This is a genomic window from Glaesserella parasuis (assembly GCF_017352235.1).
GTDB classification, from domain to species: Bacteria; Pseudomonadota; Gammaproteobacteria; order Enterobacterales; family Pasteurellaceae; genus Glaesserella; species Glaesserella parasuis.
In genome coordinates this window covers 1806670-1820000 of record NZ_CP071487.1, presented here as the reverse complement: position 1 = coordinate 1820000, position 13331 = coordinate 1806670, and the positions used below count along the sequence as shown (strand labels likewise).

7 protein-coding genes and 2 rRNA genes (1 of these 9 running past the window's edge) are annotated in these 13331 nt (G+C 40.9%); all 9 read left to right on the top strand.

The features are described from left to right. Positions 1-1735, top strand: a 23S ribosomal RNA gene (locus tag J1G47_RS09285) (it extends 1282 nt beyond the left edge of the window). A 302-nt stretch (positions 1736-2037) separates the two neighbouring features. Then, a 5S ribosomal RNA gene (gene rrf / locus J1G47_RS09280) occupies positions 2038-2153 on the top strand. Positions 2154-2462: 309 nt separating this feature from the next. Beyond that, entirely contained in the window at positions 2463-3968 is a 1506-nt protein-coding gene (putP, locus tag J1G47_RS09275) for a sodium/proline symporter PutP (protein ID WP_207326595.1), read from the top strand. Positions 3969-4083: 115 nt separating this feature from the next. Then, the gene (gene putA / locus J1G47_RS09270) at positions 4084-7695 is read left to right on the top strand and encodes a bifunctional proline dehydrogenase/L-glutamate gamma-semialdehyde dehydrogenase PutA (protein WP_075592414.1); all 3612 of its coding nucleotides are present in this window, start codon (positions 4084-4086) and stop codon (positions 7693-7695) included. Positions 7696-8012: 317 nt separating this feature from the next. Continuing rightward, positions 8013-8990 (top strand): ribonucleotide-diphosphate reductase subunit beta, encoded by a 978-nt coding sequence (locus J1G47_RS09265; RefSeq protein ID WP_005713418.1) that lies wholly within the window; start codon positions 8013-8015, stop codon positions 8988-8990. Further along, a complete protein-coding gene (locus tag J1G47_RS09260) occupies positions 8977-10686 on the top strand; it encodes a ribonucleoside-diphosphate reductase subunit alpha (protein WP_005713415.1) in 1710 nt (569 codons plus the stop codon). The genes J1G47_RS09265 and J1G47_RS09260 overlap by 14 nt, the downstream gene beginning before the upstream one ends. A gap of 187 nt (positions 10687-10873) precedes the next feature. Next, the gene (locus J1G47_RS09255; protein WP_016528377.1) at positions 10874-11923 is read left to right on the top strand and encodes an extracellular solute-binding protein; all 1050 of its coding nucleotides are present in this window, start codon (positions 10874-10876) and stop codon (positions 11921-11923) included. A gap of 14 nt (positions 11924-11937) precedes the next feature. Further along, entirely contained in the window at positions 11938-12504 is a 567-nt protein-coding gene (locus tag J1G47_RS09250) for an acetate uptake transporter (RefSeq protein WP_035493665.1), read from the top strand. Positions 12505-12699: 195 nt separating this feature from the next. Further along, on the top strand, positions 12700-13308 hold the full coding sequence (gene ruvA, locus J1G47_RS09245) for a Holliday junction branch migration protein RuvA (protein ID WP_010787153.1): 609 nt from the start codon (positions 12700-12702) through the stop codon (positions 13306-13308). The last annotated feature ends 23 nt before the right edge of the window (positions 13309-13331 follow it).

The following is a 13331-nucleotide window of genomic DNA, read 5'->3' as shown; positions in this document are numbered from 1 at the left end:
ATATTTGTGATACGCCTGTTGGGTAGGGGAGCGTTGTGTAAGTCGATGAAGGTGTATTGAGAAGTATGCTGGAGATATCACAAGTGCGAATGCTGACATAAGTAACGATAAAACGAGTGAAAAACTCGTTCGCCGGAAGACCAAGGGTTCCTGTCCAACGTTAATCGGGGCAGGGTGAGTCGGCCCCTAAGGCGAGGCTGAAAAGCGTAGTCGATGGGAAACGGGTTAATATTCCCGTACTTGGTAAAGCTGCGATGTGGGGACGGAGAAGGTTAGGTTAGCAGACTGTTGGATGTCTGTTTAAGTTGGTAGGTGGGAAGTTTAGGCAAATCCGGACTTCCATAACACTGAGAGATGATGACGAGTTTCTACGGAAATGAAGTAACTGATACCACGCTTCCAGGAAAAGCCACTAAGCGAAAGGCTTTACTAAACCGTACTGAAAACCGACACAGGTGGTCAGGTAGAGAATACTCAGGCGCTTGAGAGAACTCGGGTGAAGGAACTAGGCAAAATAGCACCGTAACTTCGGGAGAAGGTGCGCTGGCGTAGGTTGTAAGAGTATACCTCCGAAGGCTGAACCAGTCGAAGATACCAGCTGGCTGCAACTGTTTATTAAAAACACAGCACTCTGCAAACACGAAAGTGGACGTATAGGGTGTGATGCCTGCCCGGTGCTGGAAGGTTAATTGATGGTGTTATCGAAAGAGAAGCTCCTGATCGAAGCCCCAGTAAACGGCGGCCGTAACTATAACGGTCCTAAGGTAGCGAAATTCCTTGTCGGGTAAGTTCCGACCTGCACGAATGGCATAATGATGGCCAGGCTGTCTCCACCCGAGACTCAGTGAAATTGAAATCGCCGTGAAGATGCGGTGTACCCGCGGCTAGACGGAAAGACCCCGTGAACCTTTACTATAGCTTGACACTGAACATTGAATTTTGATGTGTAGGATAGGTGGGAGACTTAGAAGCAGGCACGCCAGTGCTTGTGGAGTCGTCCTTGAAATACCACCCTTTAACGTTTGATGTTCTAACGAAGATTACGAAACGTGGTCTCGGACAGTGTCTGGTGGGTAGTTTGACTGGGGCGGTCTCCTCCCAAAGCGTAACGGAGGAGCACGAAGGTTTGCTAATCACGGTCGGACATCGTGAGGTTAGTGCAATGGTATAAGCAAGCTTAACTGCGAGACAGACAAGTCGAGCAGGTGCGAAAGCAGGTCATAGTGATCCGGTGGTTCTGAATGGAAGGGCCATCGCTCAACGGATAAAAGGTACTCCGGGGATAACAGGCTGATACCGCCCAAGAGTTCATATCGACGGCGGTGTTTGGCACCTCGATGTCGGCTCATCACATCCTGGGGCTGAAGTAGGTCCCAAGGGTATGGCTGTTCGCCATTTAAAGTGGTACGCGAGCTGGGTTTAGAACGTCGTGAGACAGTTCGGTCCCTATCTGCCGTGGGCGTTGGAGAATTGAGAGGGGCTGCTCCTAGTACGAGAGGACCGGAGTGGACGCATCACTGGTGTACCAGTTGTCTCGCCAGAGGCATTGCTGGGTAGCTAAATGCGGAAGAGATAAGTGCTGAAAGCATCTAAGCACGAAACTCGCCTTAAGATGAGTTCTCCCTAGCTATAAGCTAGTAAGGGTTGTTGAAGACTACGACGTAGATAGGTCTGGTGTGTAAGCGGTGTGAGCCGTTGAGCTAACAGATACTAATTGCCCGAGAGGCTTAACTATACAACCTCAAGCGTTTTTGAAGTAGACGTGAGAGAGCTGAATAAAAGCAACAAACTAACTAAACAAAATAAAACAAAGAGACTCAGAACAGCTTGTTTCGAAATTAGAATAGTGTAGGGGCAAATTACATTTGCCCTTAAAGAACAGAAAGATGTAGGGGCAAATTACATTTGCCCTTAAAGAACAGAAAGATGTAGGGGCAAATTACATTTGCCCTTAAAGAACAGAAAGATGTAGGGGCAAATTATATTTGCCCTTAAAGAACAGAAAAAAGAAGATAGAGAGAATCATCAAAAGATTTTCCCGACGACAATAGTGCAGTTGTCCCACCTGATTCCATACCGAACTCAGAAGTGAAAAGCTGTAACGTCGATGGTAGTGTGGGGATTCCCCATGTGAGAGTAGAGCATCGTCGGGGTTTTATTAAAGAGAAAAACCGCAGGTTAGAGATAGCCTGCGGTTTTTTGTTTTTAGGGAAAATTTTAAAGGGGCGTCCTTGATAACGGTTAGAGCAAATAAATAGAGTGAATATACAACACTCTCATTTTTGTATAATTTTAATTAAAAAGTTTAAAAAATGTTACAAAATAAATTTTTTTGTTCTATACTTGAACAAATTTAAGATGTAGGACAAATAGTAGTCAGTTGATTAAAAGGAAAAGTTAAGATGCTGTGATTTCTGCTATATTGGACAGTTTAGAATTTTGTATTACTAGGGAGAAACCTTATGTTTGGCTTTGATCCGACAACAACGACGTTTCTGATTTATATTATCGGAATGGTCTTAATTGGTTTTGTTGCTTATCGATTTACGAATAATTCATCGGACTATATTTTAGGCGGTCGTCGATTAGGTAGTTTTGTAACAGGGTTATCAGCAGGGGCATCAGATATGTCTGGCTGGTTATTAATGGGTTTACCTGGTGCGGTTTATGCGGCAGGTTTGGTTGAGGGCTGGATTGCAATTGGCTTGACCATAGGTGCTTACCTTAACTGGTTATTTGTAGCTGGTCGTTTGCGTATGCATACGGAATACAATACGAATGCTTTAACTTTGCCTGACTATTTCCATCACCGTTTTGGCGATAACACAAAAATCCTCAAAATTGTGTCTGCTACTATTATTCTATTTTTCTTTGCCATTTACTGTGCTTCGGGCGTAGTCGCAGGGGCAAGATTATTTGAAAATTTATTTGGCGTGCCGTATGCCACAGCGTTATGGTATGGTGCATTAGCCACTATCATCTATACCTTTATTGGTGGTTTCTTAGCGGTAAGCTGGACGGATACTATTCAAGCTAGTCTGATGTTATTTGCTCTTTTCTTAACCCCTATTTTTGTGTTAATTCATTTAGGTGGCTTTGCGGATACGCATAATGTGATTATTGCTGCAGGGCAATATGTCGGTAAGGATTTTACTGATATATTCACAGGCACAACCTTTGTCGGTCTATTAAGTTTAGCTGCTTGGGGATTGGGTTATTTTGGTCAGCCACATATTTTAGCTCGTTTTATGGCTGCAGATAGTGTGAAATCAATGCCAAATGCTCGTCGTATTAGTATGACTTGGATGATTATCTGTTTATTTGGTGCGGTAGGGATCGGCTTCTTTGGGCAAGCCTACTTCTTCGCAAATCCTGAACAGGCGGCTGTGGTTAATCAAAATAATGAACAAGTCTTTATTGAATTATCTAAATTACTCTTTAATCCTTGGATTGTTGGGATTTTATTATCAGCAATTTTAGCAGCGGTAATGAGTACATTAAGTTGTCAGTTGTTGATCTGTTCAAGTGCGATTACAGAAGATTTCTATAAAGGTATGATTAGACCAAATGCAAGTCAAAAAGAGCTAGTTTGGTTAGGTCGTATGATGGTTCTCGTGATTTCAGTGATTGCCATTGCCATTGCTCAAGATCCAACAAGCCAAGTATTAAAATTAGTTGAAAATGCGTGGGCAGGTTTTGGCTGTGCTTTTGGACCTGTGGTTATTCTTTCGCTTTTCTGGAAGCGAATGAATGCGGCTGGTGCAATGGCTGGAATGTTAGTCGGGGCTTTAGTGGTGGTATTTTGGGATAAATTATTACCTGAGAGTGCTGTCTACGAAATGATCCCCGGCTTTATCCTTGCCTTTATCGCAATCATCGTGGTTTCTTTGATTACCCCTGCCCCTAAAGCAGAAATCGTGGAAACGTTTGATAAAGCTGAAAAAGCCTATGCAGATGCAATGAAATAATTTATCTAGAAACGGTTTGCCATTTGGCAAGCCGTTTTTTGCTTTTAACAAGCGGTGAGATTGCAGTGATATTTTGCAATCATCTCAATAACAACAATGAAACGGGAGAAAAACAATGTCAGCCACATCTCATTATCATATTTTGCCTCAAGGTACCGCTATTCGCCCAACGTTAAGTGAACACTATCGTTGTGATGAAGAGCAACTCGTCAAACAACTTATTCCGCAAGCTAGAGTAGATGAACACGCCGAAGGCATTAAAACGCTTACTAAAAAACTCGTTGAAAAAGTCAGAAATGCTCGTCAGAAAGCCAGTGGTGTTGATGCGTTGATGCACGAATTTTCCCTGTCTAGTGAAGAGGGTGTGGCATTGATGTGTCTTGCTGAGGCGTTATTGCGTATTCCGGACAAAGCGACAGCCGATAAATTAATCCGTGACAAAATTGCCAAAGGGGATTGGCGTTCCCACGTTGGCAATAGCCCTTCTCTATTTGTCAATGCTGCAGCGTGGGGGTTAGTTGTTACGGGTAAACTGGTAGCTACCCACAGTGAAAGTAGTCTGGCTTCTTCGCTTTCTCGCCTTATTCAAAAAGGCGGAGAACCGCTTATTCGTAAAGGGGTTGATGTGGCAATGCGTTTGTTAGGCAAACAATTTGTGACAGGGGAAACCATTCAGCAGGCGATTAAAAATGGCGAGAAGCGGTTCGCAATGGGGTATCGTTATAGCTACGATATGTTAGGTGAGGCGGCATTCACAGAACAAGATGCTAAACGCTATTATGATGATTATGTTGCTTCTATTCACGCTGTGGGGGCGGTTTCTCGCGGTCTAGGGGTGTATAAATCTTCCGGGGTATCGGTTAAGCTCTCGGCTATTCACCCTCGCTATAGTTTAGCTCAACACAAGCGGGTAATTGATGAACTTTATCCACGTTTGAAAGATCTGTTTTTATTAGCTAAACAGTACGACATCGGTTTGAACATTGATGCGGAAGAAGCGGATCGTCTAGAGCTTTCTTTGGATTTGATGGACCGCTTGATTGCCGATCCTGATTTAGCTGACTTTGCTGGTATCGGTTTTGTGGTTCAGGCGTATCAAAAACGTTGTCCTTATGTGATTGATTATTTGATTGAGAAAGCCCGTGCGAACCACCGTAAATTGATGATCCGCTTAGTGAAAGGGGCTTATTGGGACAGCGAAGTAAAACGCGCTCAAGCTGATGGTGCAGAAGGTTATCCCGTATTTTCTCGTAAAGTCCATACAGACTTAAACTATGTTGTTTGTGCGAAAAAATTATTGTCGGCACAAGATGTGATTTATCCGCAATTTGCTACCCATAACGCTCAAACCCTTTCAACCATTTACCATTTAGCACAGGGTAAACATTTTGAGTTCCAGTGCTTACACGGAATGGGGGAAACTTTGTATGATGAAGTTGTTGGCTCACATAATCTCAATGTTCAATGCCGAATTTATGCCCCGGTAGGTTCTTATCAAACGCTCTTAGCATATTTGGTTCGTCGTTTATTAGAAAACGGGGCGAACAGCTCTTTTGTTAATCAGATTGTCGATGAAAATCTCAGTATTGATGATTTAGCTTGCGATCCTGTAGCAAAAGCCCAAATAACCGAAGGCACAATGCACCCGAAAATTCCATTGCCAGTTAAACTTTTTGCGGAACAACGTCAAAATTCTAAAGGCTATGATTTAACCGATGCGATCCACTTAAAAACATTAGAAGCGGAATTAAATCAACTTGCAAGCCGACAATATCGTGCCGAGCCACAAATTGCAGGCGAAAAAACTGAAAATCTTCATTCTCGCCAAGTTCACAACCCTGCAAATATCGCAGAAGTGGTCGGTGAGGTGATTGAGGCAACAGAAAATGATGTGGCAAAAGCCTTTGCAGTTGCGGAACAGTTTAAAGCTGAGTGGCAAAACACGTCCCCTATAGTTCGAGCCGAAGCACTTGAAAAAATGGCAGATTTGATGGAAGCAAATATGCCTCAGCTCTTTGATTTAGCCGTACGAGAAGCTGGCAAAACCTTAAATAATGCGATTGCCGAAGTGCGAGAAGCGGTCGATTTCTGCCGTTATTATGCAAAAGAAGTTCGTCAAAACCCTGAAGGTTATCGCAATCCGAGAGGAATTGTTGTTGCTATTAGTCCGTGGAACTTCCCGCTTGCAATTTTTGTGGGCGAAGTCTCCTCGGCCTTAGTGGCTGGTAATGTGGTATTAGCTAAACCTGCAGAGCAAACCTCCTTAATGGCATATTATGCCGTGAGTTTATTTCATCAAGCAGGTATCCCTGAGCAAGCCTTACAATGTTTAACCGGTAGCGGAAAAGTGATCGGCTCTGCTTTAGTGAGCGATCCACGAGTAAATGGCGTGATTTTCACAGGTTCAACGGATACCGCTAAAAACATCAATCGCAATTTGCAAAAATCAGCCCATATCGTACCGCTTATCGCTGAAACAGGCGGACAAAATGCGATGATTGTCGATAGTTCTGCGTTAGCTGAACAAGTGGTTGCTGATATTTTAAACTCAGCCTTTGATTCGGCAGGACAACGTTGTTCTGCATTGCGAGTGCTTTATTTGCAACGTGATGTCGCAGAGCATATCCTGACAATGCTCAAAGGGGCAATGGCAGAGTTAAAAGTCGGCAGACCGCAAAATCTTAATACAGACGTTGGTCCTGTGATTGATAAAGTCGCCCAAGAGCGTCTGCTTAATCATATCGACGAAATGAAAAAAGTGGCGAAATCGTGCTATCAAGTTCCGATTGATCCTAAACTGTCTCAAACTGGCATTTTTGTACCGCCGACGCTACTCGAAATTGAGCATATCAATCAATTAAAACACGAGGTATTTGGCCCTGTGCTACACGTTATCCGATTTGATGCAGATAATCTACCGCAAGTGATGGCAGACATTAACTCGACAGGCTTTGGCTTAACCAGTGGCTTACATAGCCGTATTGATGAAACCGTGGATTTATGGCTTGAAAGTATTTACGCAGGCAATCTCTATGTTAATCGAAATACCGTAGGGGCAGTCGTCGGGGTTCAGCCATTTGGCGGAATGGGATTATCTGGCACAGGGCCAAAAGCCGGTGGGCCACTTTACCTACAACGCTTAGTTAATCGCTGTGAATGGACATTATCGGGTTTAGAAGGAGGCAAACCAGCCGACACTTCAGGCTTACTCACAGGCATACAAGCGGTGCTTTCAGGCACAGAATTACAAAATGCCCAAGATCTTATTGCAAGTCTTTCTCGCCAGTCGCCGTTAGGGAAAGTCTTTAAAATGCAAGGGATTACAGGGGAAGTAAACTTTATGCAATTTGAAGCTCGCCCAGTTATTGCAATCGGTAATGGCTCACTAGAGCAACAAATTCAAGCCTTGATTGCCGTAGTGGTGTCGGGTAGCCGTGCTGTGGTACATTCTAATTCGCCACTGGCTAAACAGGCTCAGCATTTTGCAGGCTTAGTGATTATTAGCAATGATTTCAATAGCTTAGCAAATTTAAGTAGCTTGATTGTGCTTGAACCGCTTTCATTAGAAGAAAAAGCTCACTATGCAGAACGCACAGGGGCAATTCTCACCTATGTGGAAAATCTTGACCTTGCCCTTTCATTATTCCCATTACTACACGAAAAAGCTATCAGCATTAATACCGCTGCCGCTGGTGGAAATGCGAGTTTGATGAGTGAGATGGATTAATTTTAAGATAATTGGATAAGGGCTGAGGGAACTCAGCTCCTACAAAATGAATATTATGCAATAGTTCATCATATCAAGTTTTTGTAAAAAATAACCAAATCCAACCACTTGCAACCACTATATCTTGTGTTTCTAATTTTTAAAAACACAAGATATAGTTTTTGAGCGAAACTGAATTTTTACAAAAAATTTTTCCTTTTAAAATCAATCACTAGGACGACACAATCAGGGATAGCCATTTGTCAAGATCTTGTAGAACGAAAAAATATCTCTAAAATACTCCCCATTGAATAATCAACCACGAAGCTCAAATCATTATGGCACGCAACATTTTTGAAAAACGCATTCAAATCAAACCTTATGAATACCCCGAATTACTTGAGTTTAAAGATGCAATTCGTCACTCGTACTGGTTGCATACCGAATTTAATTTTACGGGGGATATTCAAGATTACCGTACTAATATTAATGACCACGAACGCCACGTTTTAACCCGTGCAATGTTGGCAATTTCACAGGTGGAAGTGAACGTTAAACGTTTCTGGGGTGAGCTATATCATTATTTCCCAAAACCAGAGATGGACGATGTGGGGGGAACTTTTGCGGAAAGTGAGGTTCGCCATAAAGATGCTTACTCTTTCTTGTTAGAAAAATTAGGCTTAAACGATATGTTTACGCAAATCACGGAAATTGAGCCGTTGATGAAACGTATTCGTTATATGGAAGATTTTATGCGTGAGAAGGATACAGGCAAAGGGCAGTTTGTGCTATCTCTTGTGTTGTTCTCGTTGTTCGTTGAGCATATTTCGTTGTTTGGTCAGTTCATTATTATGATGTCTTTCAATAAGCATAAAAATCTGTTTAAAGGGATTTCTAATGCAGTGGAAGCGACTTCAAAAGAAGAAGAAATTCACGGGCGTTTTGGTATTGCGTTATATGAAATTTTGAGTGATGAGCATAGTGAATTATTTACCCCTGAGTTTTTTGAAGAACTCAAAACTTTATCTCAACAAGCCTTTGAAGCTGAGAGAGGCATTTTAGACTGGATTTTTGAAGAGGGTGATTTAAGTTTTATTTCTCGTAAAACCGTCGAAAACTATATTATGAATCGCTATAACAATTCATTATCTATTTTGGGGTTAGAACCACCATACGATGTAGATCCTGAGTTGTTAAAAGAAACAGAGTGGTTTGATATTGAAATTATTTCAACTAAAGAAACAGATTTCTTTAACAAACGTAGTACCGATTATAGTAAAAAAATGAAACAGATTACTGCCGATGACTTATTCTAATGATTATTATCAGCCAAAGTTATTCCAACTTGGCTACACTAACGTAAACCGTCCTGATTTTGAGTGGTTGAATGACGATAGCCGTCTTTTCTTGCAACGTGGCTATTTGTTGGAAGGAACAACTGCTTTAGATCGTATTCGTTTTATTGCAGAACACGCAGAGCGTAAGCTAGGTATTGAAGGCTATGCAGACAAGTTCTACTACTATATGGGACGTGGCTATTTCTCGCTCTCTTCGCCGATTTGGTCAAACTTCGGTTTAGATCGTGGCTTGCCGATTTCGTGTTTTGGTAGCTATATTGGCGATTCGATCCACGAAATTATGGTGACAACCGCTGAAGTGGGTATGATGAGTAAAATCGGTGGCGGTACGTCAGCCTATTTTGGTGATATTCGTCCGCGTGGTAGTTTGATTAAAAATAACGGAAAATCAGACGGTTCATTTAACTTTAGTAAGTTGTTTGATACGGTGATCGATGTTATTTCACAAGGTACTTCTCGTAAAGGACAATTCGCAGGCTACATTGATATTGAACACGGCGACATTGATGAGTGGTTGGATATTCATACCGAAGGTAATCCAATTCAGTTAATGTACTATGGCGTATGTGTTGGACACGACTGGCTTGAGTCAATGAAAGCAGGTGATCCATACAAGCGACAACTTTGGGCGAAAATTTTGCAACGTAAAACAGAAACGGGCATTCCATATCTGTTCTTCAAAGACAATGCAAATGCAGGTCGTCCTGATGTGTATAAAGATAAAAATATGACGGTTCACGCCTCGAATTTGTGTACCGAAATTATGTTACCGTCAAATAATGAAGAGAGTTTCGTTTGTTGCTTATCTTCAATGAACTTGCTTTATTTTGATGAGTGGAAAGATACTGATGCTCCTGAAGTATTAACCTACTTCTTAGATGTAGTAATGTCGGAATTTATTGAGAAAAGTGCTGAAATTCCATTCCTTGACCGTGCAAATCGTTTTGCTAAACGTCACCGTGCATTAGGAATTGGTGTGTTAGGCTGGCATAGTTATTTACAAGCCAATAATATTCCTTTTGATAGTTTTGAGGCAATGCAGAAAAACAACATCATCTTTAAAACGTTGAAAGAAAAGACAATGAAGGCTTCAGAAGAACTTGCTCAACGCTTTGGTGAACCTGAATTGTTAAAAGGCTATGGTCGTCGTAATACCACCTTAATGAGTATTGCTCCGACAAAATCAAGTAGCTTTATTTTAGGTAGTGTGTCGCCGTCGGTTGAACCGTTTAAATCAAACTACTATGTTAAAGACTTAGCGAAGATTAAAACGGTTTATAAAAACCCATTCTTAGAGCAACTTCTCAGAGAAAAAGGGTTAGATACCGAAGAAATTTGGGAAAGTATCTTATTGAACGATGGCTCTGTTCAGCATTTAACACAGCTCTCTGAACACGAAAAAGAGGTCTTTAAAACTTTCTCTGAAATCAGTCAGTTAAGCGTTATTCAGCAAGCGGCACAGCGTCAAAAATACATTGACCAAGGGCAAAGTATTAACATTATGGTTCACCCTGCTACCCCTGCTCGTGATTTAAACCAACTTTACTTAACAGCAGAAGAATTGGGCTTGAAATCAATTTACTACCAATACTCAATGAGTGCGGCACAAGTGTTTAACCGTAACTTGTTAAGTTGTAGTAGTTGTGAGGCGTAATCTCTTGCTAGAAAAGCGATCTTCGGGTCGCTTTTTTATTCCTTTTGATAACTTTTGATAGAAAAATCGCCACAAAATCGCTATACTTCACCGCTTTTCAGCAAGAGGAATTTGCAAACAAGCGGTCGTTTAGCTGCCGATCTTTGCAAAGAAATCATTTATCTTTTTCATTAAGAGGATTTGAAGATTGGTTAAATTTGCTCAATCATTTTTGAATAAACTTGCTGTCGCAGGCGTTGCATTTCTTGCACTTACTGCACAGGCAGCCGAAAAATTGTATGTGTATAACTGGACAGAATATGTTCCATCTTCTTTACTCGAACAATTTACCAAAGAAACGGGAATTGAGGTGATCTACTCCACCTTTGAAAGTAACGAAGAAATGTACTCAAAGTTAAAATTAACGAATGGGTCAGGTTACGACATTGTTTTCCCGTCAAGCTATTATGTTGGGAAAATGGCAAAAGACGGAATGTTAGCCGAAATTGATAAAAGCAAATTGAGCAATTTCCACAACGTAAGCAAAGCCTTAATGGGTAAAGAGTTTGACCCTGAAAACAAATACTCACTTCCTTATGTCTATGGCTTAACGGGTATTGGTGTGAATGCATCAGACATTGATCCGAGCACGATTACAAGCTGGGGCGACTTATGGAAACCAGAATTCAAAGGCAAGGTATTGCTGATGAATGACTCTCGTGAAGTGTTTCATATGGCATTATTGTTAGACGGTAAATCACCGAACACCACTAATGCTGATGAAATTAAAACTGCTTACGAGCGTTTAACAAAACTTGTGCCAAATGTACTTGTATTTAACTCGGATTCTCCTGAAATGCCTTATTTACAAGGCGAAGTTGCGATTGGAATGCAATGGACAGGTTCGGCATATAGAGCGAAGAGTGAAAATCCAGACTTAAAATTTATCTTCCCAAAAGAAGGGGCGGTAATTTGGATGGATAATTACGTCATTCCTAAAAATGCAAAAAATAAGGAAGCAGCACATAAATTTATTGATTTCTTGTTGCGTCCTGAAAGTGCAAAAATGGTAATTGAAACGATGGGTTTCTCAATGCCTAACGAAAATGTGAAGGCATTATTACCTGCAGAAACAGTGCAAGATCCACTGATTTTCCCACCGCTTGCAGAAATTGAAAAAGGTGTTTTACAAAGTGATGTCGGCGATGCCGTTGAAACTTATGAAAAATACTGGAATTTACTTAGAACAAAGCGTTAATTAGAGGTTAAAAAATGTCTGCTCATAATACAGCAACAGCAAATTCTGGTCCACTTGGTTTATGTGGTTTCGCATTAACAACGTGGCTATTGAGTTTAATCAACAACGGTACTTTCGGTGGCGAAAATGTAGGCTTAGTGCTTGCAATGGGCTTTGCTTTCGGCGGTACTGCACAAATGATTGCAGGTATGTTTGAATATTCAAAAGGTAACACTTTTGGTTTCACTGCATTTATCAGCTATGGTGCATTCTGGTGGTCATTTGCATTATTAAAAGTGTTCTTCGGTGCAACCGTATCACCTGAATTTATCGGTTGGTACTTAGTCGTTTGGGGTACATTTACTTTAATGATGTTCTTCGGCACCTTAACAAAACCGCGTGCGTTACAAGCGATTTTCCTTGCGCTTACCATCACATTCTACCTATTAGCAGCAGGTGATTTCACTCACAATGCAACCATTACCCACATTGGTGGTAACTTCGGCTTATTAACTGCATTATTAGCATTCTATTTAGCCGCTGCTGAAATTCTTAATGAAAGTTTTGGACGCACTGTGTTGCCAATCGGCGCACCGAAATAATTTTGCGGTAAATTAGAGAATCTGTGGTTTAGGGTGTGTTTTTAGGAGTACGGAACACAGCCTTTTTGATCTCAGTTTTCCTTTCAGAATGGTTATCTATCGGGAAATTTATTTTATTTGTGTATTAAAAAATAAAATACTGTGATCTTATTTTCTATTATTCTAATTGCCCTATTACTTAATGGATAAACAAAAATGATTGGAAGACTTTGTGGTAGGATTATTGAAAAATCTCCTCCATCAATGGTACTTGATGTTCAAGGAGTGGGTTATGAAGTATTGATGCCAATGACTAGTTTCTATAATCTACCTGATCTTAATGAAGATACCATGATTTTCACTCATCTGGTAATCCGAGAAGATGCGCACCTTTTATTTGGATTTGTTCAGAAGCAAGAGCGTATGCTATTTCGTGAACTAATTAGAACAAACGGTGTAGGACCTAAGTTAGCATTAGCTATTTTGTCAGCAATGTCAGTTTCTGAATTTATGTCTGCTATAGAACAGGAAGAATTAGCAAAACTTATCAAAATACCAGGGATTGGACGTAAAACGGCAGAGCGTTTGTTGGTTGAATTGAAAGGAAAATTTTCAACTTTATTTCATCATGAAATTTCTATTTTACAACCATCAGGAAATCTTTTATCAATGGAGTCTATGAGCCCAGTAAATGAAGCGATTGATGCTTTGATTTCATTAGGATATAAGGCAGCAGATGCTGAAAAAATGGTTAAAAAAGTAAACAAGAAATCTGAATCAACAAGTGAGCAACTTATTCGAGAGGCTTTAAAAAATGCTTTGTAGCTATATTGATTGCCCTGAGATAT